The organism is Streptomyces sp. McG3 (assembly GCF_018619185.1).
Taxonomy (GTDB): Bacteria; Actinomycetota; Actinomycetes; order Streptomycetales; family Streptomycetaceae; genus Streptomyces.
In genome coordinates this window covers 1-22,976 of sequence record NZ_JAAXYC010000118.1, presented here as the reverse complement: position 1 = coordinate 22,976, position 22,976 = coordinate 1, and the positions used below count along the sequence as shown (strand labels likewise).

Genomic DNA, 22,976 nt, shown 5'->3' with positions numbered 1-22,976 from the left:
CCGGTGTGCGGTGCTACCGTTTCGGCACCCCGGCCCCACACGGAATCCTGCGCTGCCTACCGAGCGAAAGGGCACAGGACCATGACCGTGCCGCCGCCTCCGCCGTCCCACGGACCTCCCGGGCCCCCTTCGTACCCTGGGCCTCCAACGCCGCCCGCGGCAGGCCCGTACGGCACCTGGCGGCCCGCCCCGCGGCAGCCGCTCAGTGGGCTCGCCGTCGCCTCGCTCGTCCTGTCGCTGCTGATCTGCCTCGCGCCGCTGGGGCTGGTCCTCGGGATCGTCGCGCTGGTGCGGATCCCCGGCAACGGCAAGCGCGGCAAGGGGCTCGCGGTGGCCGGCACGGCCGTCGGCGGTGCGGTGGTCGCCATGAGCGTGCTGCTGCTGGTGATCGGCGGGGTGCGGTTCGACGCCTGGACGACGGAGGGCGGCGAGGCCTCCGGTCCCCGGGACCCGGGGACGGGATCGCTGTTCGACCTGCGCGAGGACGACTGCTTCACCCCGACCGACGGGCTGCCCACGCCGGGCGGGGACCGGCTGAAGAGTCTGTCGGCGAAGGTCGTTCCGTGCGACGAGGCCCATCAGGGCCAGGTCTACGGGTCGTTCGAGCTGGCGGGCGAGGCGTTCCCCGGTGCCGGGGCGATCGCGGCCGAGACCCACAAGGGGTGCGCTCCCCTGCTGCACGACTTCGCACTCGACACCGTGGCCCTCCCCCGGATCCAGATGTACTACTACTACCCCGAGGCGGCCAGTTGGGCGCGCGGCAACCGTACGGTCCTGTGCTGGGTCGGCTCCGCCGCAGGACCGCTGGAGAAGTCGCTGCGGCAGGACGCAGCTGCCTGGGACGGCCCCCAGTTGGCGTACCTGACGGCGTTGCGCCCGGCCAGTGAGGCCCGGGTCAGCCGGCCCGCCGAGGAGCCCCGGAGCGATCTGGACGGGGCCACGGCCTGGGCCGGGCGGATGGCCGACGGCGCGAGCGGGTCGGCCCGGCTGCTGCGGGCCGAGGAAGGCTTCCCGGCGACGGCGCGAGGGCCGGCCGACGCGTTCGCGGACCGGTTCGACGAGCTGTCGGGTGTGATGCGCTCCGCCGCGAAGGCGTCCACGGCGGAGGAGTTCGAGCGGCTCCTCGGGGCGGTCGGACAGAACGACGGGACCCGTGAGGAACAGGCCGTACGGGCCGCTCTCGGGCTGGTGCTGCCGGGCGGCGGCGACCTGGCCGGGTGAGGCGTCCGGCCGCGGCTTGACTCTCCCCTTGCCCTGCGCCCCTCGCGCCGGAGCCCGCCACGCAGGACACTTGACCCCGAGGCTTGGTATCTGACGCTTGGTATCCGACGCTCCGGAACCCGAGGTCCGGAGCGCGGCACTCGGAGGGGGACACATATGCGGGACAGCCATCGGGCGGAAGCCGAGAGGCTGTTGGTGCGCGCCGTGGAGGAGGAGACGCGGCGCACCGGCGGACGGACCGATGCCGGTGCGCTGATGTCGCGGGCGCGGGCCGCGCTCGACACCATGGCCACCAGCGCGGGCGAGGAGTACGCCGCGTACACGCGGGCGCTGGACTCGGTGGCGGCGGGAGAGCGCCCGCTCTCGGAGCGCTTCAGCAGAGCGGCACTCGGAACGCCGCTGCTGGTGACGGGAGTTGCCGCGGCAGCGGCGTTCGGCGCGGATCTGGCGCTCGGCGCCAACACCGGCCTGGCGCTCGGCGCGGGCGCGGCCGTCGCGGTGGCCGGCACGGCGACGACCGTGGCGAAGGCGACCGCCTCGCACTGGCCGGCCGCCCACCGCCGCGCCGGAGCGGCCGGACAGCCGGGCGGGGCCGAGCAGTTGCGCCTCCAGTGGCTGACCGCCCTGGAGGTACGGGGCATCCGCCCGTACCTGGACCAGCAGCGCATGCTGACGCCCGCCGCGCGCGCCAAGAAGAAGCAGAGCGCGCCGGTGGGGCGGCAGTTGCGTGGCGGGGACCGCAGCGCGGCGGCCCGCACCCGGGTGGTGCTGGAACAGTCCTTCGGGCATCTCCCCAGGGCGGAGGGGCCGTTCACGGGGCGGCGGGCCGAGCTGGCGCAGATCGCGCAGTGGGTGCACGCGGCCCGCGCCTCGACGCGGACCCGGCCGACGGTCGTCGTGCTGCACGGTGAGCCGGGGGCGGGGCGTACGGCGCTCGCGGTGCGGGCCGCCCACGCGCTCAAGGACCAGTTCCGGGGCGCGTGCGTGGTCGATCTGCGCGGCCAGGTCGCCGGGGAGAGCCCGCTGCCGACCCGGGACGCCCTGCTGCACCTGCTGAACCGGCTGGGCGCGCCGCGCGAGCAGTTGCTGTTCAGGGAAGGCGCTTCGCCCGAGCAGCAGGTGCGGCGGCTCGGCGAGCTGTACCACCAGCACCTCACGGGGACGCCGGTCACGATCGTGCTCGACGACGCCACGGACGCCGCGCAGGTCCGCACCCTGGTGCCGGAGCGCTCGGACAGTCTGGTGATCGTCACCGCCCGGGAACCGCTGGAGCTGCCCGAGGACCTTCCTGCCTGGGTGCACCACCTGCCGGTCGGCCCGCTGGACGCGGCGGGCGCGGAGGAACTGCTGCGCGAGGTCGCCGAAGAGGAGGCCGGGCCCTACGACTACCCGTCCACGGACACCGTCGTGGAGCTGTGCGGCGGGCTGCCGCTGGCGCTGCGGGTGGCCGGTTCCGCGCTCGGGGGCCGTAGCCGGCACACGCTGGCGGAGGACTTGGGCGCGTACGGGCCCGTGGACCCGGTGGAGCGGGCGCTGTGGCTGCGCTACACCGACCAGGGTGAGCAGGCCCGACGGCTGCTGCGGCGGCTCGCGCTGGCGGGCCGGGCGAGCCTGGGAGCGGCAGCGGCGGCGTCGCTGCTCGCGGCGGACGAGCAGGAGGCAGAGCGGCTGCTGACCGCGCTGACCCGGGCAGGGCTGCTCACCCGCGTACGGGGGTCGCGCTACCGGCTGCACGATCTGGTGCGGGCCTTCGCGCTGGCCCGGCTGCTGGACGAGGAGGAGCCGGCCGAGCGGACGGCGGCGCAGGAGCGGCTGCTGACGAACTACGCGGAGCTGGCCGACGCGGTGATCCGGATGGTCGACGGGAAGATGTCGACCCGCGCCGGGCAGTTCGGCTCGCACGGTTTCGGTTCGCTGGACTCGGCGCTGCGCTGGCTGGACGACGAGTCGAGCTTCATCACGGCGGCGCTGCGGCACACGGAGGGCGTCGACCAGGCCACGGTGCTGCATCTGCTGGGCGCCCTGTGCGACTACTGCCTGCTCCGCGGCGACCTGTACCGCCTGGGTGAGATCAGCGAGCTGACGCAGGCCGTGGACCAGGGGCTGCTGGAGCGGTCGGTGCAGTGGCGTACGGGGATCGCGGCCCGGCAGCTCGGCGAGCTGGACAAGGCCCGCACCACGCTGTCCTCCGTCGTCGGGCTGTACCACGAGGCGCAGAACGACGCGGGCGAGGCGCTCGCACTGTGCTCGCTCGGCATCACCCTGCACCACCAGGGCAATCTCACGGAGGCGGCGGCCCGGCTCGGCGAGGCGCTGGCGCTCCAGTCGTCCGACGCGCAGGCCGAGGACCGCGCCTGGACCCTGCACGCCCTGGCGGCCGTGGAGCGCGACCGGGGCGATCTGGCGCGGGCGCTGACACTGCTGGCCGACGCGCTGCGGCTGCACCGGGAGGGCGAGTCGCTGCACGGTGAGGCCTGGACGCAGTTCCAGCTGGGGCAGGTGCGGCTGCGGACCGGTGAGGTCGCCCCGGCCGAGGAGGCGCTGAACACCGCCCTGGAGCTGTACGGGCGCACCCGCGACGGGCGCGGCGAGGCGTGGGCGCTCACCCAGCTGGCCCGGGTCCGGCTGCTGGACGGTGATCCGGCGGCCGCCCTGGAGCAGTTGCGCGAGGGGCTGGACCGGCACCGGGACAACGAGGACGCGCGGGGCGAGGCCTGGACCCTGTACTACCTGGGTCAGGCGCTGGAGGAGGACGGGGACACCGATCAGGCGGTGCGTGAGCTGGAGCGGTCCCGCACGATGTTCTCGCGGATGCGGGACGTGTACGGGCTGGCGTGCGCCCGGCACCATTCGGGCCGGGTGACCCGGGACCAGCGGGCCGCGCAGACGGGCAACCTGCGCAATTCGGGGTTCGCCCGGCAGTTGCTGATGGACGCGCGGGCCGACTTCCGGCGGATCAAGGTGCCGTACGGGGAGGCGTGGGCGTGCGTGGAGCTGGCGTTGGTCGACGCGGGCAACGGGCGTGCGCCGCAGGCACTGGAGCTGTGCGGTGAGGCGGCGGAGCTGTTCGCCTCGTACGGGGACGCGCGGGGCGCCGACTGGGCCCGCTTCCTGCGCTGCACGCTGCTGCCGTACGCCTCCCCCGGGGGCATCGAGGTGGGCACGGTGGTGGCGCAGCAGGAGCTGGCCGAGCTGATCGAGGCCCGGCATCCGGCGCGGGACGGCAAGCTGGAGCAGTCGGCGGCGGTGTTCGCGGTGGCGCTGGAGCGGGGCGTGGACCTGGAGGACGGCTGGCAGGCGTGGCGGCTCGGGCTGACCCCGACCCGCGCCGCCGGCCAGATCATGGGCGTCACGGCGGAGCCGGCCCGGCCTTGACGACACGCCCGTCAGCCCGTCACGGCGTCACGACACGGACGTGACCGGGCGGGTCTGCGCGGGCGGGCGTCGGAGACCGGCGTCCGTCCGGCCACGGGCCGACGGGCGTCCGGCCCCGGGGCCGGACGCCCTTCCCGTACGCGCGGCCCCGGCGCGGGCTACTTCCGGGGTGCGGCCGCCCCGTCGGCGGTGGGCTCGGCGGCCACCGCGTCCGGGTCGGGGGCCTCCTCGAAGTTGACCTTGCCCATGTGGCGGTTCATCGACTTCATCAGGGCCCACACGCCGACGGCCAGCGCCGCGAAGACGAGGAAGCCGAGGACGCCGGGGGTGACCTTGTTCTTGTCGAGCTCTTCGGCGGCGAGCGGGACGAGGTGCGTCAGTGCCTGGGTCGCGTACATATCAGGCATTGTCGCGGATGCCCGCGAAGAGGTCGCTCTCGGGGAGGGAGGTATCGACCAGAGACTTCGCCAGCTCGTACTCCTCGGTGGGCCACACCTCGCGCTGGATGTCCATCGGGACCCGGAACCAGCCGCCCTCGGGGTCGATCTGCGTGGCGTGCGCGATGAGCGCCTTGTCGCGGATCTCGTAGAACTCGTCGCAGGGAACGTGCGTGGTCAGCGTGCGTTCCACGCGCTCGAACTCGTCCCAGCGCTCCAGCCACTCGCCGTACGGGGACTCCAGGCCCCGGGCGAGGAGCGCCTCGTGCAGGGCGACGGTGCGCGGCCGGTTGAAGCCCTGGTTGTAGTAGAGCTTCCGCGGCGTCCAGACCGGGCCGAACTCGTCCTCCGGGAACCGCTCCGCGTCGGCCGCACCGTCGAACGCGATCATCGAGATCGTGTGCGTCATGATGTGGTCGGGGTGCGGGTAGCCGCCGTTCTCGTCGTACGTGGTGATGACCTGCGGCCGGAAAGCGCGGATCTTCGCCACCAGGCGCCCCGCGGCGGTCTCGGGGTCCTCCAGGGCGAAGCAGCCCTCGGGCAGCGGCGGCAGCGGGTCGCCCTCGGGCAGCCCCGAGTCGACGAAACCGAGCCACTCCTGCTGGACTCCCAGGATCTCCCGGGCCTCGTCCATCTCCTTCTTGCGCACCTCGTGGATGTTCTTCTCGATGTACGCGTCGCCCTGGAGCTTCGGGTTGAGGATGGAGCCGCGCTCGCCTCCCGTGCAGGTCACGACCAGCACGTCCACCCCCTCGGACACGTACTTGGCCATGGTGGCCGCGCCCTTGCTCGACTCGTCGTCGGGGTGGGCGTGAACGGCCATCAGTCGCAGCTGCTCAGTCAAAGCTCGATCCTCAGTCATTGGTCGCTCTGGTCGATCATGGGTCGGTCAGGTCGGTCCGGGTCGCTGTCGGAGCCGGTCCGGGTCTCTGTCTCAAGAGGTGCCGCGCCCGCGCGGCATCGGTGTGGGGCGCGGTCGGACGCCGGGCGGGCGGCTTCTATAGTGACTGAACGAGGGGCCGGAAAATTCCTCGATGCCCGGTCCGGAGGGAACGATCATGACGACGGTTCGCGAGGCCCTGCCCGAGGGGCGGTACGGCCGGACCGAGGATCAGCGTGCGGACCGCAAGCTGAAGATCGTCGGATCGGTCCTGGGCGTCGCCCTGCTCGGTGTGATCGGGTGGATCGGCTTCGACTACGTCGGCGGCCAGGGCATCAGCGCCGAGATGATCAAGTTCAAGGTCGTCTCCGACTCCCGGGCCGATGTCCACCTGGAGGTCCGCAAGGACCGTGACGGCCACGGCTACTGCCTGGTGCGGGCGCTCAGCGAGGACGGCTCCGAGGTGGGCCGCAAGGAGGTCCGCTTCGACCGGGCCGAGGACCGGATCGACGAGGTCGTGTCCGTGGTGACCCGGTCCCGGGCGACCGCGGTCGAGCCCATGGGCTGCACCGCCGACGACGGCCCGACCGGCTGATCCCTGCCGCACCGCCTGTGACCTGCGACGATATGGGTCGCATCGGCCGGGTGGGGGGTGTGACGGTTTACCTTCTCCCCCTTTTCCTGCGGAATTGTTAGGCTCGTGGTTTCGCCCACCCGGAGAAGCACATGCTTCTGGGTAGGGCGATGCTTTGTATTCCCAGCACCGACGAGGAGCACCTGTGACCCAGACCAGCGAAAACGTCACCTGGCTCACGCAGGAGGCGTACAACCAGCTCAAGGCCGAGCTGGAGTACCTGTCTGGTCCCGCGCGCACGGAGATCTCCGTCAAGATCGCGGCGGCCCGTGAGGAGGGTGACCTCCGGGAGAACGGCGGGTACCACGCGGCCAAGGAGGAGCAGGGCAAGATGGAGCTGCGGGTGCGCCAGCTGACCCAGCTCCTGGAGCACGCGAAGGTCGGCGAGGCGCCGGCCGACGACGGCGTGGTCGAGCCCGGCATGGTCGTCACGATCGCCTTCGACGGCGATGAGAGCGACACGCTGACCTTCCTGCTCGCCTCCCGTGAGTACGCCAGCACGGAGATCGAGACGTACTCCCCGCAGTCCCCGCTCGGTCTCGGCGTGAACGGCAAGCGGACCGGCGACGACGCGGACTACGAGCTGCCGAACGGCAGGACGGCCTCGGTGAAGATCCTGGCGGCGAAGCCCTACACCGGCTGATCCGGCCGCGTCACGACGGAACGACACGGGAGCCCCGGCCACGGACGGCCGGGGCTCCCGTGCGTCGTGTGCGTCGTACGGCCGGGGCTCCCGTGCGTCACCGTCCGTACCCGGGCCGTTCCCGCGGGCCGGGTCAGGAGCAGTCGCCGGTGCGGCCGAGGGTCTTCTCCGGCGTCACACCGGGGCGGGTCCACTGCGGGGTGGGGCGGCTGGCCGGGCCCCAGCTCGCGGTCCCGTCCGCGTCGGTGCGCCAGTACCAGCAGACCTGGCCGCCCTCGCCCGGATAGCCGTCGCGGACCCGGCCGATCGCGGGCCGGCCCTCGGGCCGGTCCTCCCACGCCTCGCCGCGGCCGTAGGGCGTCAGGTCGAGCAGGCCGAAGGAGCCGTTGGCCACCTCGATCCCGCGGCCCGTCGTGGAGTAGGTGAGGAACACCCGCCCGCCGTCGCGCAGGAAGCAGGCGAGGTGTCCCATCTCGCCGCCGATCGGCGCGTCCAGGCCCCGCACCGAGTACCAGGGCTGGGTGTAGCCCATGAACGCGGTGTAGGCGGCCACCTCTTCCCAGGAGGCCGTGGTCACGACGGCGAACGAGACGCCCCGGGCGTTGAGGTAGACGGCGTCCCTCATGTGCCAGACCGCGTCGGTGCACCCCTCGCACTGGCCCTGGTGCGGTGCGCCGTCGTACCACATGTGCTGGTAGACCACGAGCTCCCGGCGGCCCTCGAAGAGGTCCAGGAACGGGACCGGGCCCTCGGGTCCGACGACCTCGGCCGTCGCGTCGACCTCCGTCATCGGCAGCCGGCGGCGGGCCGCGGCGAGCGCGTCGCCCTGGCGGGTGTGGGCCTTCTCCCGGACCAGGAGCTCGTCCCGGGCGGCCTGCCAGGTGGCCGGGTCGACGACGGGCGGGGCGCCGGGCAGTCCGGTGGCCGGGTCGTCCGGTGTGCTGGTCATGGTTACCTCCGTGGTGTCGCGCGGCGGGCGTCAGACGGCGGCCGAGCGGTATTTGCGGACCGCGAGGGTGCGGAAGACCACGATGATCAGCACGGACCAGATCACCGAGGCGATGATCGGGTGCTCCATCGGCCAGGCCCCGGTGACGGACTTCGGCACACCCGGCATCGTGTTCCCGAAGAGCTCGCGGGCCCCGGCCACCGTGGCGCTGAAGGGGTTCCACTCGGCGACGTGCTGGAGGAACGTCGGCATGCCGGTGACCGGCACGAAGGCGTTCGAGATGAACGTCAGCGGGAACAGCCAGATCAGGCCACCGGAGGTCGCCGCCTCCGGGGTGCGCACGGACAGGCCGATCAGGGCTCCGATCCAGGAGAACGCGTAGCCGAGCAGGAGCAGCAGCAGGAAGCCGCAGATCACCTTGCCGATGTTCTCGTGGGTGCGCCAGCCGACGATCAGGGCGACTCCCGCGAGCACGACGAGGGTGAGCGTGGTCTGTACGAGGTCGGCGAGCGTCCGTCCGGTGAGGACCGCGCCCCGGGCCATGGGCAGCGACCGGAAGCGGTCGATGAGCCCCTTGTGCATGTCGTCGGCGATGCCGGCGCCGGCACCGGCGGTGGCGAAGGTGACGGTCTGGGCGAAGATGCCCGCCATCAGGAACTCCTTGTACAGCTGCGGGTCGGTCGAGCCGCCGATGCTGATGGAACCGCCGAAGACGTAGGTGAACAGCACCACGAACATGATCGGCTGGATCAGCCCGAAGATCACCATCTCGGGGATCCGGGTCATCCGGATCAGATTCCGCTTGGCGACGACGAGGGAGTCCTTCACGGACTGCGTAACGCCCCCGGCGGGGCGAGGGACCAATGAGGGGGCGTCCTTGGCGATCGCGCTCACCGGGTGTCCTCCTTGCTCCGGGAGTCGGGGGAACGTTCCGCTACCGCTCCGTCGGGCTCCTCGTCCCCGTTCTCGTGGACCTCGGCCGCGTGGCCGGTGAGGGAGAGGAAGACGTCGTCCAGGGTGGGCCTGCGCAGGGCGATGTCGTCGATCTCCACGCCCCGGGCGTCCAGGTCGCGGATGATCTCGGCCAGCAGCTTGGCCCCGCCGCTGACCGGGACGGTCAGCTTGCGGGAGAGCTGGGCGACGGTGACCTCGCCCTTGCCGAGGGCGGTCAGCACGGACCGGGCGCGCTCGATCTCGTCCGGGCGGTGCACGACGACCTCGACGCGCTCCCCGCCGGTGCGGGCCTTGAGCTGGTCGGAGGTGCCGCGGGCGATGACCTTGCCGTGGTCGATGACGCAGATGTCGTGGGCGAGGCGGTCGGCCTCCTCCAGATACTGCGTGGTCAGCAGCAGCGTCGTGCCGCCCGCCACCAGGTCCTCGATCACGTCCCACAGCTGCTGCCGGTTGCGCGGGTCGAGGCCGGTCGTCGGCTCGTCCATGAACATCACGGGCGGCGACACGACGAGCGCCGCCGCGAGGTCGAGGCGCCGGCGCATACCGCCGGAGTACGTCTTGGCGGTGCGGTCGGCGGCGTCGCCGAGGTTGAACCGGTCCAGCAGGACGCCCGCCCGGGCCTTCGCGTCGCGGGCGCTCAGCTGGTAGAGCTGCCCGACCATCTGGAGGTTCTCCCGGCCGGTCAGATACTCGTCGACCGCGGCGAACTGCCCGGAGAGCCCGATCGAGCGGCGTACCTCGTTGGGCTTCTTCAGTACGTCGATCCCGGCCACGACGGCGGTGCCGCTGTCCGGGCGCAGCAGCGTGGTCAGCACCCGTACGGCGGTGGTCTTGCCCGCGCCGTTGGGCCCGAGCAGTCCGAGGACCGTGCCCTCGGGGACGTCGAGGTCGACGCCGTCGAGGGCTCGTACGTCGCCGAAGGTCTTCACCAGACCTTCGGCGTGGATCGCACCTGGCATGGAGGGGCTCCCCCGTCACTCGCGGATGGTGATGGTGTCGCCGGTAACGGCCTTCCGGTCCGATCCTAGGATCGGCGGGCCGCCACCGCCCGGTGAACGGGTACATGTCGGCCGCGCCACGGCGCGATCAGCCCCTCCGCGGCGGGTTCCTCAGCCCATCACCCGGAAGCCCGCCGCCCGCAGCGCCGCCTCGACCTCCGCGCAGTGCTGCGGCCCCTTGGTCTCCAGGTGCAGGTCGACCTCAGCCTCGGTCAGACCGAGGCGCGGGTCGGTGCGCACATGGCTGATGTCGAGGACGTTGGCGTCGGCCACGGTCAGCGCGGCCAGCAGGGCGGCCAGCGCCCCCGGGCGGTCGGTGAGGCGCAGCCGCAGGCTCAGGTAGCGGCCCGCGGCGGACATCCCGTGCCGCAGGATGCGCTGCATCAGCAGCGGGTCGACGTTGCCGCCGGACAGCACGGCCACCACCGGCCCCCGGAACGCCTTCGGGTCGCTGAGCAGCGCGGCCACCGGGCTGGCCCCGGCCGGCTCGACGACCAGTTTGGCCCGCTCCAGGCAGAGCAGCAGCGCACTGGACAGCTCGTCCTCGGTGACCGTGCGGACCTCGTCGACCAGCTCCTCGACGAGAGCGAACGGTACGTCGCCGGGCCGGCCCACCTTGATGCCGTCGGCCATCGTGGCCGGGGAGTCGAGCGAGACGGGGTGCCCGGCGGCCAGGGAGGGCGGGTAGCAGGCGGCCCCCTCGGCCTGGACGCCGACGACCCGGACGTCGGGGCGCAGGGCCTTCACCGCGACGGCGACGCCCGCGGCGAACCCGCCGCCGCCGATGCCGAGGACGATCGTGCGGACCTCGGGGCACTGCTCCAGGATCTCCAGCCCGACGGTGCCCTGGCCCGCGATGATGTCGGGGTGGTCGAAGGGGTGGATGAAGACCGCGCCGGTCTCCTCCGCGTACCGCTGGGCGGCGGCGAGGGTCTCGTCGACGACCTGGCCGTGCAGCCGCACCTCGGCCCCGTACTCGCGGGTCGCGGCGACCTTGGGCAGGGGCGCCCCGACGGGCATGAAGACCGTGGAGCGTACGCCGAGGAGGGACGAGGCGAGGGCGACGCCCTGGGCGTGGTTCCCGGCGCTGGCGGCGACCACCCCGGCGGCCCGTTCCACCGGGGTGAGGCCGGAGATCCGGACGTAGGCGCCGCGCAGTTTGAAGGAGCCGGTGCGCTGGAGGTTCTCGCACTTGAGGTGCACCGGGGAGCCGACCAGCTCGGTCAGATGGCGGCTGCCCTCCAGGGCGGTCACCCGCGCGACCCCGGACAGCATCTTCTGCGCGCCCCGGACGTCGTCGAGGATCAGGGCCGGGTGGCGGGCGGTCGCGCGGAAGCTCATGCCCGCAAGTCTGGCAGCTCCGACCGGGCGCGGCAGACTTGTCTCATGGCGGCCTGCGGTGGTGTCCGCAGGTTTGTGCGGCACTGGTACGCGTTGCCCCGGGGCCGCGTACTCTGTCCCCCACCCATCCGACACCGCACGAAGAGAGCCCCCGGCCATGCCCCCTCAGGACATGACGACTGCTGCGTCTCCTTCCGGGGGCGCCGCCCCCGAACACCCGGGCCCCGACCGCCTGCTGGACTCCCTCCAGCACCAGGTGGCGGTCTTCGCCCGCCGTGCCGAGCAGACCCGCCTCGGCGGTGTCGGCCAGGTCCGCAACTCGATGGACCGGGCGGCGTACCTGCTGCTGAACCGGCTGGACCGGGAAGGTCCGATGGGCGTCAAGGCGCTGGCGGCCGGGATGGGCATCGACTCCTCGACGGTGACGCGGCAGGTCGCGCCGCTCGTCGACACCGGTCTGGTGAAGCGCACGTCGCATCCGGAGGACGGCCGGGCCGTGGTGCTCCAGCTCTCGCCGCGCGGTCAGGCCCGGCTGGAAGAGGTCCGGGCCTCGCGGCGCGAGCTGATGTCCCAGGTGACGGACGGCTGGTCGCAGGAGGAGCGGGACACGTTCTGCGCCCTGCTCACCCGTTTCAACGGGTCGTTGGCCGCCCGGCAGGCCGCGCACCAGCCGCCGCAGTCCGACTGACGGGAAGAGCGCCGCGTCCGGGCTCTTGACCGGGGCGGTGCGCCGGGGCTCGTATGTGGTCCATGGCAGAGCGGGCGACCCACCGGGACCGGCTCCGCGCCCTGGAGTTCGAGGCCTTCGTGGCGGGCGCGGGCGGTCGTCTGCTGCACACGGCGACGCTGCTCACCGGCGAACCGTCGCACCCGCCGGGCGCGTACGCGCGGGCCGAGCGGCTGCTGCACGCGGCGCTCGCCCGTACGTACGCCGACTGGGACGGGCCGCACGGCGGTGACCCCTACGATCTGGCCCGCCGGGAGCTGGCGCTCCGGTTCGCCCGGGAGGCCCGGCGCCACCAGCGGCCGCGCGGCGGTCCGCTGGACCGGCTGACCCCCGTCGAACGGCTCGTTCTCGTCCTGCGGGTGTACGAGGAGGTCGGCGAGGAGCAGACGGCGGCGCTGCTCGGGCTGCCGGGCGACCGGATCCGGGCGGTGTGCGCCCGGGCGGTGGCGACGCTGCGCGCGTCGCGCCGTGCCGCCGGTGAGGGGCGCGCGCCCTCGCACGGTGCGGCCGGGCCGCGGCCGGCCCCGGGCTCCCGGGCGGCACCGTGAGCGCCGACCGCCGGGACCCGCGCGAGGAGCAGGTCCGCCGGATGCTGGACGGCCCGCATCCGGCCCTGCCGCCGGACCTGGCCGCGCGGGCGGTGCTGCGCGGCGGGCGCCGGCTGCGGCTGCGCCGGGCGGTGGGGCGGACGGCGGTCTGGCTGCTGGCCGTGGCGTTCGCGGCGTTCCTCGTCTGGGCCGGGGTCGAGCAGCCGTGGGAGACCGAGCCCGCGCAGATCACTCCCCCGTTGGAGGGCTGGTGAGCCGTTGGGGGTGCGGGGGCGACGCGCCTACGCTGGAAGGGTCGAGCGAGCCGAGGAGGCCGTGATGACCAGGAAGGTAGCGGACTGCCGCAACTATCCGAGCGAGACGAACTGCACCCTCGCCATCTCCGGTGAGGAGGACGAGGTCGTCCGGGCCGCGAGCGAGCACGCCGCGTCGGTCCATGGGCACGAGGACGGTCCCGCACTGCGGGAGCAGGTCAGGGGCATGCTGGAGGACGAGAAGGTGGGCGTCTGACACATGAGGGGCGCCCGCCGGTTCCGGTGGGCGCCCCTCATCGTTTCCGGCAGGTCAGCCGAGCGCCTGGGTGAGGTCGGCGATCAGGTCGTCGCCGTTCTCGATGCCGACGGAGAGCCGCACCAGGTCGGCCGGGACCTCCAGCGGGGAGCCGGCGGCGGAGGCGTGCGTCATCCGGCCCGGGTGCTCCAGGAGGGACTCCACCCCGCCGAGGGACTCGCCGAGCGTGAAGAGCTTCGCGCGGTTGCAGACCTCGACCGCCGCCTCCTCGCCGCCCGCGACGCGGAAGGACACCATGCCGCCGAACGCCTTCATCTGCTTGGCGGCGACCTCGTGGCCGGGGTGCTCGGGCAGGCCCGGGTAGAGGACCTGGGAGACCTTGGGGTGCCGGGTCAGCAGGTCGGCGACCTTGGTGGCGTTCTCGGTGTGCCGGTCCATGCGGACGGCGAGGGTCTTGATGCCGCGCAGCACGAGCCAGGCGTCGAAGGGTCCGGCGACCGCGCCCATGGCGTTTTGGTGGTACGCCAGTTCCTCGGCGAGTTCCGGGTCGCTGACGACGAGCGCGCCGCCGACGACGTCGGAGTGGCCGCCCATGTACTTGGTGGTGGAGTGCACGACGACGTCGGCGCCGAGCGCGAGGGGCTGCTGGAGGTAGGGCGAGGCGAAGGTGTTGTCGACGACGAGGCGGGCTCCGGCCTGCCGGGCGACCTGCGCCACGGCGGCGATGTCGGTGATGCCGAGCAGCGGGTTGGACGGGGTCTCCACCCAGATCGCCTTGGTGCGCGGGGTGAGCGCGTCCCGTACGGCGGCCACGTCCGAGGTGTCGGCCACCGAGAACTCCACGCCCCACCGCGAGGCGACCTTCGCGAACAGCCGGAACGTGCCGCCGTAGGCGTCGTTCGGGATGACCACGTGGTCGCCGGGGGTCAGCAGCGTGCGCAGGAGGCAGTCCTCGGCGGCGAGGCCGGAGGCGAAGGCGAGGCCGCGGCGGCCGCCTTCGAGGGCCGCGAGGTTCTCCTCCAGGGCGGTGCGGGTCGGGTTGGCGCTGCGGCTGTACTCGTAGCCGCCGCGCAGTCCGCCCACGCCGTCCTGCTTGTACGTGGAGACCTGGTAGATCGGCGGAACCACCGCGCCGGTGAGGGGGTCGGCGGTGTTCCCCGCGTGGATGGCGAGGGTTTCGAAGCTGTGCTGGTCGCTCATGGGCCCCGAGCGTAGTTCGTGCGGAGGGCCCTTACCGGCCACTCGCCGCTCCGGGGACAATGGGGTCATGGAGATTCTGTTGTTCCTGCTCGCGATGTGCTTGTTCGCGGCGGTCGTCGGCCCCTGGGTCATGCGCCGCCGGGGCGGTATCCGCCAGGTCGCCCCCGGTTCGCCGGACGCCGCCGACCCGGACACGTACGGCTTCGCCCGTCAGGAGGAGCTGGACGTCCGGATGCCCGGCCCCGACCAGGACCTCCTGGACGTGCTCGACGTCGTCCAGGGCACCCAGGACTGGCGGGCGGCCGCCCAGTTGCTCGCCGGGACGCCGAAGGAGGGCGAGGTGCGCTGGCAGCGGATCCAGGCCTTCGCGGGCGCGGCCTCGCTGGAGCTGGCTCGGCGGCCCGGGGAGGGCGGCGCGTGGCTGCGGAACTGGCGCGCGGAGTCCCCGAAGGACGCGGGCGGTGCGGCGGTGCACGCGGAGTTCCTGGTGCAGCAGGCGTGGCGGTCCTCGGCGGCGGGGAGCGACGACTTCCGGATCATCCTGGAGGAGGCCCGTACGGTCTGCGGCGAGGCGGCCCTCCTCGCGCCGGGCGACCCCGTCCCGTACATCGTGGAGCTGGCGGTGGCCCGGGGGCTCGGCTACACCCCCGAGCAGTTCGACCAGCTCTGGGCGAAGATCATCGACCGGGCTCCGGCGCACATGGGCGCGCACATCGCGGCGCTGCACTTCCACTCCGAGCGGTGGCACGGCTCGCGCAAGGACGCCGAAACCTTCGCCACGGCCGCCGCCGCCCGCGCCCCGCAGGGTTCGCTGCTCGCCGCGCTGCCGCTGTTCGCGGTGTACGAGCACCTGCCGGAGGTCAACCTCGTCCAGGGCTTCTACCGGGGCCAGGTGGTCACCAAGGCGGTCGAGGGCGCGATGTTCGCGGTGCACGCGGCGCGGTCGGACGATCCGATGCTGGCCCATGTCCGCCATCTGCTGGTGCTGTTCCTGGTCCACATGGAGCGCTGGTCGGAGGCGATGCACCAGCTGATCCGGATCGACGGCCACGTGGGCGCGCTGCCGTGGACGGCGGACGCGGACCCGGCCGCGCAGTACACGGTCTACCGGGCGCTGGCGGTCGCCGGCTACGAGGCGAACGGCGGCAGCCCGGCGACGCTGCCGCACTGACCGCTTCCGTGCGGGATCACGGCCCGGCGGGTGCGGGGCCGGGGGCCCGGCCGGCCGCCGTGGTCACCAGCGCACCGGCGACGAGCGCCGCGCCCGTCGCCATGACCGCCGTGACGCCGATGCCGTCCGCGACCAGCCCGCCGGCCAGCGCCCCGAGCGCGATGGCGCCGTTGAACACCCCGACGAACAGCGAGGAGGCGGCCTCGCGTGCGTCGGGGGCCGCGAGCAGCACCCAGGTCTGGGTGGCCACCGAGACGCCGCCGTAGCCGAGGCCCCAGAGGGCCATCAGTACGGCCGCGAGGGCCGGGGAGCCGCCGAGCCACGGCAGGGCGGCCACGGTGAGCGCCAGGACCGTACCGATCACCAGCAGCGTCGTGCGCGGCGAGCGGGCGGCTCCGGCCCCGGCGAGGAAGTTCCCGGCGACGCCGGCGATTCCGTACACCAGGAGCAGGGCGCCGATCGTGCCCGCGCCCACGCCGGTGACGTCCTCCAGGACCGGCCTGATGTAGGTGTACGCGGCGAAGTGGCCGGTGACGAGGAAGCCGACGACGAGGAGGCCGGTGCGCAGCCGGGGGTCGCGGGTCAGCCGCAGCACACCACCGAGCGGAACGGTGCGCTCGGCGGGCAGCCGGGGCAGCAGCAGCGCCGCCGCGACCAGCACCACCAGACCGAGCCCGGCGGCCGCCAGGAACGCGGCGCGCCAGCCCGCGAGGGCACCGAGGTACGTTCCGGCGGGGACGCCCAGGACGGACGCGACGGCGACGCCGCTGAAGACCAGGGTGGTGGCGGCACCGGCGGACTTCGCCGGGACCAGGCGCACCGCGAGCCCCGCCGCGACGGCCCAGACGCCGCCCATGCCGATGCCGACCAGCACGCGGGCGACGACCATGGTCCCGAAGTCCGGCGCCCAGGCCGCACCCAGGTTGCCGACGACCAGCACCGCGACCAGCGCGCACAGGGCCGTACGCCGGTCGGCGCGGCCGAGCAGCGGGACGAGGGCCGGGGCCGAGAGCGCCGCGACGAGGCCGGTGATGGTCAGCGTCAGACCGGCCACTCCCTCCGGGACGCCGAGCGAGCGGCCCATCGGCGTGAGCAGTCCGACGGGCAGCATCTCGGACGTGACCACGGTGAACGTGCCGAGCGTGAGGGCCGCCACGCCCGGCCAGCCGTTGCGGGAGGGCGACGGGCGGGCGGCCCGGGCTCCTGATGGTTCCTGAACCTGCGTCATGTCCCCAGCCAATCGGGGGCGGGGGCCGGGAACAACGGCCGAACTCTCATCCTTCTATGAGCTGGACTCATCGGTCCGGACCTGATCAGGACCAGGGTCCGGACCGGATCCGGACCAGGGAGGCGGGCGACAGATGAGCAACCCGGAGATCCGGGAGCTGGAGGCGTTCCTCGCCCTGGCCGAGGAGCTGCACTTCGGCCGGGCCGGAGAGCGCCTGTACCTCTCGCAGAGCCGGATCAGCCAGCTGCTGCGGGCCCTGGAGAGCAGGATCGGCGGCCGGCTGGTCGACCGCACGAGCCGCCGGGTCCGGCTCACCCCGCTCGGCGAGCAGCTCCACGGGGGGCTGCGGCCCGCCTTCGACACGATCGTCGCGACGATCGACGAGGTGCGGGAGGCGGCGCGGGGCCTGGGGGGCGTGTTCCGGGTCGGCTTCCAGGGCACGGCGAACGACCTGTTCCTGCGGGCGGTCACGGCCTTCCGGGACGGGCATCGCGACCGCACCGCCGAGATCGTGGAGATCCCGCTCTCCGACCCGTTCGGCGCGGTGCACCGCGGGGAGGTGGACGCGGCGGTGGTGCTGATGCCGGTCCTGGACGACGCGCTGGTGCTCGGCCCGGTCTTCTCCGCCCGGCCGCTGACCCTCGCGGTCTCCGACCGGCACCCGTACGCGCGCCGCCCCGGCATCGACGCCGAGGACCTGGCGGGCTGCCCCCTCATCGGCGTCCGGGGGGCGGCCCCGGAGTACTGGCGGCTGGCCCAGGCCCCGGTCGTCACACCGGGCGGCCGCGCGATTCCGGCCGGGCCCGCGGTGAGCAGCCTGCAGGAGGGGCTGGCCCTGGTGCGGGCGGACCGGGGCGGGATGCTGCTGTGCGACCCGACGGCGGACTACTACGGCAGCCACGCGGTGGCCTTCGTCCCGGTGACCGGCCTCCCCGAGTCCTCCCTGGCGCTGGTGTGGCACCGGAACCACGAGACGGCCCGGACCCGTGGTTTCGCACGGGCGCTGGCGGACGTCGCCGGGGATGCGGCCGCCGCCGGGTGAACGGCCACCGCCCGGAATCCCGGCGGCCGCTCCCGCCACACGGTCCTCGGCAACCCGCTGGTGGGCCCGTATCCGGAAGGCCTGGAGGTGGCGGACTTCGCGCTGGGCTGTTTCTGGGGTGCGGAGCGGAAGTTCTGGCAGACCGAGGGCGTCTGGACCACGCTCGTCGGCTACCAGGGCGGCTACACGGAGAACCCCTCGTACGAGGAGGCCTGCTCGGGTCTGACCGGGCACACGGAGGCGGTACGCGTCGTCTTCGACCCGGCCGTCGTCCGTTACGAGGAGCTGCTGAAGCTGTTCTGGGAGTCGCACAACCCGACCCAGGGCTTCCGCCAGGGCAACGACGTGGGCACCCAGTACCGCTCCGCGGTCTACACCCACTCCCCCGCCCAGGCAGCGGCCGTCGACGCCTCCCGCGCGGCGTACCAGAAGGTCCTGACGGCGTCGGGCCACAAGGAGATCACCACGGAGATCCTGCCGGCCGATGGCCGCCCGTTCTGGCCGGCGGAGGCGTACCACCAGCAGTACCTGGACAAGAACCCCGGCGGCTACTGCGGCATCGGCGGGACGGGCGTCTCCTGCCCGATCGGTGTCGCCCCCGCCGATGGCCACTGAGTCCTGAACTCACTCGCGGGCTGCCGCTCCGACCCTCCGGCCGGCAGCCCGCGGGAGGGTCAGAGCCGGGCGACGACCGGCAGGGCGGTGCTTTCGCTGTCCGCGTGGAGCGTGTGACGGACCAGGTTGAGCACGGAGACGGTGGTACCCCCCGGAACGCGTTCCTCCCGGATCAGGCCGCGCAGCAGCAGTCCGTGCACGGCGCGCAGGGTCTCCTGGGGAGGCCCGCCGAGCCGGCGCCGCACCTCCTCGGTCGGGCAGGGCCCGTCCATGAGGGCGAGGGCGGCGAGGGCCCTCGACTGCGCGGGCCGCAGCGCCGTGACGGCGCCGCGGATCAGTGCCGCCAGGTCGGGGTGCCCGCCGAACTCGCCGTCGAATACGGGTTCCACCAGGTGCAGCGGGTTGTCCCGGGCCGCGGAGAACAGCTGGTCGGGTGAGTACATGGGCAGCCAGCCCGCCGCCAGGTTGAGGGCGAGGGGAATCCCGTCCAGGTGTCCGCAGAGTCCGGTCACCGCCTCCGTGACGGCTGCGGTCTGCTGCAGCGCCGGACGGGCGTAGCCGACGTGGGACGCCATGAGCCGCACAGCTGCCGGGGCCGAGCCGGGTTCCCCGAACGGCGGTAGCAGCGGCAGCGGCCCGATCGGCACGACACGGGCCCCCAGGACCGGCAGCGGGGCCCGTGTGGTGACGAGCACCTGGAGACGGTCGCAGGCCGCGAGCAGTCGCACGAGGCGGCTGTGATCGACCGTGCCGACGGTGTCGCCGGGGTCGTGCTCGTACCCGTCGACCACCAGCAGGGTGCGGCGCTGGCCGATCAGCCTGGCCAGCTCGTCCAGCGGGCCGGGGCCCGAGAGCCGGTCCAGCATCCAGGAGGTGAGCAGCGACTGCGCGCTGTCCTCTCCCGGGTCCGGGCCGGCCGGCGTGGCGTCGCCGCCGTGGCGGGCCGGGAGCCAGACGACGCGGGCCTCACGTTCGGCCTCGTAGCGGTGGGCCACCGCGAGAGCGAGCCGGCTCTTGCCCACGCCCGGCAGCCCGACCAGGGACAGCATGCGGTCCTGGCCGCCGAGGAGGGCACGGGCCAGCACTTCGAGCTCTCGTTCCCGGCCGATCAGCGGGCCCATCGCCGCCGGTACGGAGGCGTTCCGCTCCGCGTACATCTGGCGCAGGGTGGTGTCGGCGGAGGAGTGTCCGCAGGCCCCGTCGAGCAGGACCCGGTGGGAGCCGGTGAGGCCGAGGGCGTCGGCGAGGAGCCTGATCGTCTCCTTGCGGGGGCGCTGGGCGCGGCCCAGTTCCAGGTCCCGGATGGCTCTGATGCTGACGCCGGAGGCCGCGGCGAGCTGTTCCTGGGTGAGGCCTGCCCGTCTTCGGGCGGTCTGGAGGGTGCCGCCGAAGCGCGTCGGCCCGGCGTCCGGGTGGGGGCGCGCGGCCGTCGCACCCGAACGCTCCGTCCGCACTCCGACGAGGTGTGCCGTCATGCGACACCACCGGGCATCCCGTGCGCGGAGCCGGTCTCGGTGCCGTGCGCCGGACGGGAGGAGTCCCCGTGGGGGTGGTGCTTCGATTCGCCCGGCTTGTGGCTGTTCCAGCCCAGGTCGCCCTTCGGGCCCTTCGGCTTCGGCGCGTTCCAGCCCAGGTCGGTCGCGACCGTGCTGAAACCAGCCGCATTCCAGCCAAGGTCGGTGGCAACAGGGTTGGTGTCAAAGGAAGTTGAGTCGAGACCGCCGACGACGGAACGTGCGGCAGGAGCATCCGGCGCGAGGTCGCCCACCACGTTGATGTTCGCGAGCAGGAATCCGGCCCCCAGCACCGCGCAGGCCATGGCCCGACGCCCCCGACGCGCTGCCCCCTTGCCGCCGTGCCCGGTACCGGTGACTACCGCAGAAATCTCGATCATGGCTGTCTTCCCCCTGAAGCTCTTGGCGAGTCCGACCGGGTGTTGCTCCGGTCCCCTGGAGGCTAGGTTTTGGCCAACTAGGATCTCCAGGGAGCCGGGGGGGCAGGTTCTTGCATCACAGAGACCTGAGGGGACATATGGGGATAGATAACCTGGAAAACCTGACAGAACTGTCGTCGGAGGCACTGCCCGCGTACGAAGCGGCGTTGAGGGAAGGGTGTATCGCCCGGGACACCGATCTGCCGGGGGTCGACACCCTCCTCAAGGTCGGGCTGCTGGAACCGTCACCCGACGAGAGGTACCTGCAGCCGGTCGACCCGAGGCTGGTCGAGGCCCGGCTGGCGGCCCAGTGGCGCACCAGGGCCTGGCAGCTGGAACTGCAGGCGACGGAGGTCGAGCACCGGCTCGCGCCGGCACTCGGCCTCTTCATGGCCCAGGCCCAGCCCGAACGGGCGACGCCCGCCGTCGAGTACGTCCACGGCATGGAGGCGATCCGCGACTACGTGGGCCGGGTCAGCGGCGAGGCCACGGAGGAGATCCTCACCGCCCAGCCGGGGGGCGGGCGCCCGGCGGAGATTCTCCGGGACGTCCTGCCGTACACGCTCGAACATCTGCGCCGCGGGGTGCGCATGCGGACGCTGTACCAGCACCCGGCGCGCTTCGACGCACCCACGAAGGCCTACGTCCTGTCGGTGACGGAGGAGGGGGGTGAGGTCCGCACGATGGACGAGTTCTTCGAGCGGCTCTTCGTCATCGACCGCACGGTGGCCATCCTGCCGACGGGTGATGACCGCACCTCGGCCGCGGTCATCCACGACGAGCCGCTGGTCCGGTTCCTGACGGACGTGTTCGACCGGAACTGGCAGCGGGCCATACCCTTCGCGCCCACCTGCACGGCGAACGCCTCCGCCGAGATCATGCCGGACATCCACAACATGATCAGGCGCCTGCTCATCGAGGGTCTGACCGACTCGGTGATCGCCCGGCGGATCGGCATCAGTGAGCGCACCTACCACAGCCACCTGGCGCGGATCCGGGAGAGCGTGGGCGCGAGGAGCCGCCTCCATCTGGGCTATCTGCTCGCCAAGGAGGAACTCAACGGGGAAAAGGAGATCCCGGTCGAGGCCTCCTGACGGGGCCCGGGCACGCCGGGCCCTCGCCCGCACCTGCCGCCCCCGGCCCGGACACCCGGGTGTGTCCGGCGGACCATGACCAGGTCCGCCGGACAGCCCTGGGGCGAGAGGCCCTAGGCGTGGGGCGGCCGGCCTCCGAGAGGCCGGCCGCCGCCCCCGCACGCGGCCCGGACGACCCGTAGCACCTCGTCGAGGCGGTTGTTCAGGTAGAAGTGCCCGCCGGGGAAGAGACGCATCTCGTACCCGGCGGACGTCAGGTCCCGCCATGCCGCAAGGCCGGTGACCGGAGCTCCGGGGTCGGCGGCACCGCCGAGGACGGTGACCGGGACCCGCAGCGGCGGCCGCGAGGTGAACCGGTAGCTGTCGCAGACCTGGTAGTCGGCCCGCAAGACGGGCAGCAGCAGTTCCATCATCTCCGTCGACTTCAGCACGTCGTCGGGCGTGGCGCCGAGCTCCCCGATCCGCCGCGTCAGTTCGGAGTCCGAGAGCTCCGAAACCGGACGTCGTTCCCGGCGGGCCGCCAGGGGCGGCGCGGTCATCCCGGAGACGACGAGGTGGGCGGGCGGACGGCCGGAGGCGGACATGCGGTGCGCCACTTCGTAGGCGAGGAGGGCGCCCATGCTGTGGCCGAACAGGCTCCACTCCCGGTCGTCGCGTTCGGCGATGGCGGCGGAGAGGCCGTCCGCGATCTCTTCGGCGGTGGTGGCGAGCCGCTCGGCGAACCGGGTTCCGCGGCCCGGCAGTTGGACGGGGACGACCTCGATGCCGGCGCCGAGCCGCCCGGCCCAGGCCCGGTAGGCGGAGGAGCTGCCTCCGGCGTGCGGCAGACAGTAGAGGCGCCGGCGGAACGGGTCCGCGGGGGACAGCTCCGGGGGAAACCAGGCGGTGGTGGCCGCCGCCCGGTGCGTGGTGGTGTCGGCCGTCCGTCGAGGAGACCAGGTCATCGTCGTCATGGGTACTCCTCAGAGTCGGGTGGCGGCGTGGGTCGGGCGGTGGGCGTCGGCGGTGGGCGCCGACGGAACCGGAACGGGTCCGGCGGTCCCCTCGGGGGCGGAGCCGGAGAGCAGGGCCTCGACCTCCGCGTCGGAGAGGTGCTCGATCTCCGCGAGGAGCGTCTCGACACCCGCGGTGTGGCCACCGTCGTGGGCGCCCTCGGCGATGAGGGCGGTGACCTCGGCGGTCAGGGGTTCTAGTACGGGGGTTTCGAAGAGGGTGCGCAGCGGGAGCTGGACACCGAAGTCGGAGCGGATGCGGGCGATGAGCTGGGTGGCGAGGAGGGAGTGGCCGCCGAGGGTGAAGAAGTCGTCGTCCAGGCCTACTTCCTCGACGCCCAAGACCTCGGCGAACAGTTCGGCGAGGAGCCTCTCCTCCAGTGTGCGGGGGGCACGGTGGGGGGTGCGCTGGCAGGTGAGGTCCGGTGTGGGGAGTGCGGTGCGGTCGATTTTGCCGTTGGGGGTGAGGGGCATGGTGTCGAGG

General features: G+C 73.2%; 23 protein-coding genes and 1 pseudogene. 12 read left to right on the top strand and 12 right to left on the bottom strand.

What is annotated here, in order from left to right; all coding sequences use genetic code 11:
- Window positions 1-81 precede the first annotated feature (81 nt).
- Complete coding sequence (locus HET64_RS19980; protein WP_215107508.1) at window positions 82-1,221, top strand: DUF4190 domain-containing protein; 1,140 nt, start codon at window positions 82-84, stop codon at window positions 1,219-1,221.
- A gap of 156 nt (window positions 1,222-1,377) precedes the next feature.
- The gene (locus HET64_RS19975; RefSeq protein WP_215107506.1) at window positions 1,378-4,596 is read left to right on the top strand and encodes a tetratricopeptide repeat protein; all 3,219 of its coding nucleotides are present in this window, start codon (window positions 1,378-1,380) and stop codon (window positions 4,594-4,596) included.
- Between the two features lie 158 nt (window positions 4,597-4,754).
- On the opposite strand, the gene HET64_RS19970 is transcribed toward HET64_RS19975, so the two are convergent.
- Both HET64_RS19970 and mca read right to left on the bottom strand, forming a co-directional pair.
- Entirely contained in the window at window positions 4,755-4,994 is a 240-nt protein-coding gene (locus HET64_RS19970) for a hypothetical protein (RefSeq protein WP_215107504.1), read from the bottom strand.
- A 1-nt stretch (window position 4,995) separates the two neighbouring features.
- Entirely contained in the window at window positions 4,996-5,877 is an 882-nt protein-coding gene (mca, locus tag HET64_RS19965; RefSeq protein WP_215107502.1) for a mycothiol conjugate amidase Mca, read from the bottom strand.
- Window positions 5,878-6,091: 214 nt separating this feature from the next.
- Between mca and HET64_RS19960 the strand changes: the two genes are divergently transcribed.
- On the top strand, window positions 6,092-6,508 hold the full coding sequence (locus HET64_RS19960) for a DUF4307 domain-containing protein (protein WP_215107501.1): 417 nt from the start codon (window positions 6,092-6,094) through the stop codon (window positions 6,506-6,508).
- 184 nt (window positions 6,509-6,692) lie between these two features.
- Window positions 6,693-7,190: a transcription elongation factor GreA gene (gene greA / locus HET64_RS19955; protein WP_215107499.1), complete on the top strand. Its 498-nt coding sequence runs from the start codon at window positions 6,693-6,695 to the stop codon at window positions 7,188-7,190.
- A 133-nt stretch (window positions 7,191-7,323) separates the two neighbouring features.
- Here the strand turns inward: greA and HET64_RS19950 are convergent, their stop codons facing one another.
- The 4 genes from HET64_RS19950 to ilvA form a co-directional block, all read right to left on the bottom strand.
- The gene (locus HET64_RS19950) at window positions 7,324-8,139 is read right to left on the bottom strand and encodes a DUF899 domain-containing protein (protein WP_215107497.1); all 816 of its coding nucleotides are present in this window, start codon (window positions 8,137-8,139) and stop codon (window positions 7,324-7,326) included.
- A 30-nt stretch (window positions 8,140-8,169) separates the two neighbouring features.
- On the bottom strand, window positions 8,170-9,033 hold the full coding sequence (locus HET64_RS19945; protein ID WP_215107495.1) for an ABC transporter permease: 864 nt from the start codon (window positions 9,031-9,033) through the stop codon (window positions 8,170-8,172).
- Window positions 9,030-10,052: an ATP-binding cassette domain-containing protein gene (locus HET64_RS19940; RefSeq protein WP_215107493.1), complete on the bottom strand. Its 1,023-nt coding sequence runs from the start codon at window positions 10,050-10,052 to the stop codon at window positions 9,030-9,032. Before HET64_RS19940 ends, HET64_RS19945 begins: the two co-directional genes overlap by 4 nt.
- 150 nt (window positions 10,053-10,202) lie before the next feature.
- Window positions 10,203-11,432 carry a threonine ammonia-lyase gene (gene ilvA / locus HET64_RS19935; protein WP_215107491.1) on the bottom strand — a complete coding sequence of 410 codons (1,230 nt, stop codon included), beginning with the start codon at window positions 11,430-11,432 and terminating at the stop codon, window positions 10,203-10,205.
- A gap of 157 nt (window positions 11,433-11,589) precedes the next feature.
- Here ilvA and HET64_RS19930 point away from each other — a divergent pair, with 157 nt between their 5' ends.
- The 4 genes from HET64_RS19930 to HET64_RS19915 all read left to right on the top strand — a co-directional run bounded on the left by HET64_RS19930 (window position 11,590) and on the right by HET64_RS19915 (window position 13,217).
- Window positions 11,590-12,120, top strand: coding sequence for a MarR family winged helix-turn-helix transcriptional regulator (locus HET64_RS19930; RefSeq protein WP_215107489.1), 531 nt, complete (start codon window positions 11,590-11,592; stop codon window positions 12,118-12,120).
- A gap of 62 nt (window positions 12,121-12,182) precedes the next feature.
- The gene (locus HET64_RS19925; protein WP_215107487.1) at window positions 12,183-12,707 is read left to right on the top strand and encodes a sigma factor-like helix-turn-helix DNA-binding protein; all 525 of its coding nucleotides are present in this window, start codon (window positions 12,183-12,185) and stop codon (window positions 12,705-12,707) included.
- Complete coding sequence (locus HET64_RS19920) at window positions 12,704-12,961, top strand: hypothetical protein (RefSeq protein ID WP_215107485.1); 258 nt, start codon at window positions 12,704-12,706, stop codon at window positions 12,959-12,961. Before HET64_RS19925 ends, HET64_RS19920 begins: the two co-directional genes overlap by 4 nt.
- A gap of 64 nt (window positions 12,962-13,025) precedes the next feature.
- Window positions 13,026-13,217 (top strand): DUF1059 domain-containing protein, encoded by a 192-nt coding sequence (locus tag HET64_RS19915; RefSeq protein ID WP_215107484.1) that lies wholly within the window; start codon window positions 13,026-13,028, stop codon window positions 13,215-13,217.
- Window positions 13,218-13,271: 54 nt separating this feature from the next.
- Here the strand turns inward: HET64_RS19915 and HET64_RS19910 are convergent, their stop codons facing one another.
- Window positions 13,272-14,417 carry a cystathionine gamma-synthase gene (locus tag HET64_RS19910; protein WP_215107482.1) on the bottom strand — a complete coding sequence of 382 codons (1,146 nt, stop codon included), beginning with the start codon at window positions 14,415-14,417 and terminating at the stop codon, window positions 13,272-13,274.
- Window positions 14,418-14,484: 67 nt separating this feature from the next.
- On the opposite strand from HET64_RS19910, the gene HET64_RS19905 reads away from it, so the two are divergent.
- The gene (locus tag HET64_RS19905) at window positions 14,485-15,588 is read left to right on the top strand and encodes a hypothetical protein (RefSeq protein WP_215107480.1); all 1,104 of its coding nucleotides are present in this window, start codon (window positions 14,485-14,487) and stop codon (window positions 15,586-15,588) included.
- Window positions 15,589-15,604: 16 nt separating this feature from the next.
- Here HET64_RS19905 and HET64_RS19900 read toward each other — a convergent pair whose 3' ends face one another.
- Complete coding sequence (locus HET64_RS19900) at window positions 15,605-16,816, bottom strand: MFS transporter (protein ID WP_215107478.1); 1,212 nt, start codon at window positions 16,814-16,816, stop codon at window positions 15,605-15,607.
- Between the two features lie 133 nt (window positions 16,817-16,949).
- On the opposite strand from HET64_RS19900, the gene HET64_RS19895 reads away from it, so the two are divergent.
- Together HET64_RS19895 and msrA are read left to right on the top strand one after the other, a co-directional pair.
- A complete protein-coding gene (locus tag HET64_RS19895) occupies window positions 16,950-17,858 on the top strand; it encodes a LysR family transcriptional regulator (RefSeq protein ID WP_215107476.1) in 909 nt (302 codons plus the stop codon).
- 30 nt (window positions 17,859-17,888) lie between these two features.
- Window positions 17,889-18,473 (top strand): annotated as a pseudogene (gene msrA, locus HET64_RS19890) (peptide-methionine (S)-S-oxide reductase MsrA); the annotation flags it as partial.
- 59 nt (window positions 18,474-18,532) lie between these two features.
- On the opposite strand, the gene HET64_RS19885 reads toward msrA, so the two are convergent.
- On the bottom strand, window positions 18,533-19,948 hold the full coding sequence (locus HET64_RS19885; RefSeq protein WP_215107474.1) for a helix-turn-helix domain-containing protein: 1,416 nt from the start codon (window positions 19,946-19,948) through the stop codon (window positions 18,533-18,535).
- Complete coding sequence (locus HET64_RS19880) at window positions 19,945-20,367, bottom strand: hypothetical protein (RefSeq protein WP_215107472.1); 423 nt, start codon at window positions 20,365-20,367, stop codon at window positions 19,945-19,947. The genes HET64_RS19885 and HET64_RS19880 overlap by 4 nt, the downstream gene beginning before the upstream one ends.
- A 137-nt stretch (window positions 20,368-20,504) precedes the next feature.
- On the opposite strand from HET64_RS19880, the gene HET64_RS19875 reads away from it, so the two are divergent.
- On the top strand, window positions 20,505-21,500 hold the full coding sequence (locus tag HET64_RS19875; protein WP_215107470.1) for a LuxR family transcriptional regulator: 996 nt from the start codon (window positions 20,505-20,507) through the stop codon (window positions 21,498-21,500).
- Between the two features lie 113 nt (window positions 21,501-21,613).
- Here HET64_RS19875 and HET64_RS19870 read toward each other — a convergent pair whose 3' ends face one another.
- On the bottom strand, window positions 21,614-22,453 hold the full coding sequence (locus HET64_RS19870; RefSeq protein WP_215107468.1) for a thioesterase II family protein: 840 nt from the start codon (window positions 22,451-22,453) through the stop codon (window positions 21,614-21,616).
- A 9-nt stretch (window positions 22,454-22,462) separates the two neighbouring features.
- On the bottom strand, window positions 22,463-22,976 hold a 514-nt coding region (locus HET64_RS19865; RefSeq protein ID WP_215107466.1), incomplete at its 5' end, for a phosphopantetheine-binding protein.

Coding starts and splice junctions, on each gene's coding strand:
- HET64_RS19875 (WP_215107470.1), top strand. CDS start 20,505: ATGGGGATAGATAACCTGGAAAACCTGACAGAACTGTCGTCGGAGGCA.
- HET64_RS19925 (WP_215107487.1), top strand. CDS start 12,183: ATGGCAGAGCGGGCGACCCACCGGGACCGGCTCCGCGCCCTGGAGTTC.
- HET64_RS19895 (WP_215107476.1), top strand. CDS start 16,950: ATGAGCAACCCGGAGATCCGGGAGCTGGAGGCGTTCCTCGCCCTGGCC.
- HET64_RS19980 (WP_215107508.1), top strand. CDS start 82: ATGACCGTGCCGCCGCCTCCGCCGTCCCACGGACCTCCCGGGCCCCCT.
- HET64_RS19940 (WP_215107493.1), bottom strand. CDS start 10,052: ATGCCAGGTGCGATCCACGCCGAAGGTCTGGTGAAGACCTTCGGCGAC.
- HET64_RS19930 (WP_215107489.1), top strand. CDS start 11,590: ATGCCCCCTCAGGACATGACGACTGCTGCGTCTCCTTCCGGGGGCGCC.
- HET64_RS19975 (WP_215107506.1), top strand. CDS start 1,378: ATGCGGGACAGCCATCGGGCGGAAGCCGAGAGGCTGTTGGTGCGCGCC.
- HET64_RS19905 (WP_215107480.1), top strand. CDS start 14,485: ATGGAGATTCTGTTGTTCCTGCTCGCGATGTGCTTGTTCGCGGCGGTC.
- HET64_RS19915 (WP_215107484.1), top strand. CDS start 13,026: ATGACCAGGAAGGTAGCGGACTGCCGCAACTATCCGAGCGAGACGAAC.
- ilvA (WP_215107491.1), bottom strand. CDS start 11,432: ATGAGCTTCCGCGCGACCGCCCGCCACCCGGCCCTGATCCTCGACGAC.
- HET64_RS19885 (WP_215107474.1), bottom strand. CDS start 19,948: ATGACGGCACACCTCGTCGGAGTGCGGACGGAGCGTTCGGGTGCGACG.
- HET64_RS19970 (WP_215107504.1), bottom strand. CDS start 4,994: ATGTACGCGACCCAGGCACTGACGCACCTCGTCCCGCTCGCCGCCGAA.
- HET64_RS19910 (WP_215107482.1), bottom strand. CDS start 14,417: ATGAGCGACCAGCACAGCTTCGAAACCCTCGCCATCCACGCGGGGAAC.
- HET64_RS19870 (WP_215107468.1), bottom strand. CDS start 22,453: ATGACGACGATGACCTGGTCTCCTCGACGGACGGCCGACACCACCACG.
- HET64_RS19950 (WP_215107497.1), bottom strand. CDS start 8,139: ATGACCAGCACACCGGACGACCCGGCCACCGGACTGCCCGGCGCCCCG.
- HET64_RS19880 (WP_215107472.1), bottom strand. CDS start 20,367: ATGATCGAGATTTCTGCGGTAGTCACCGGTACCGGGCACGGCGGCAAG.
- HET64_RS19900 (WP_215107478.1), bottom strand. CDS start 16,816: ATGACGCAGGTTCAGGAACCATCAGGAGCCCGGGCCGCCCGCCCGTCG.
- HET64_RS19960 (WP_215107501.1), top strand. CDS start 6,092: ATGACGACGGTTCGCGAGGCCCTGCCCGAGGGGCGGTACGGCCGGACC.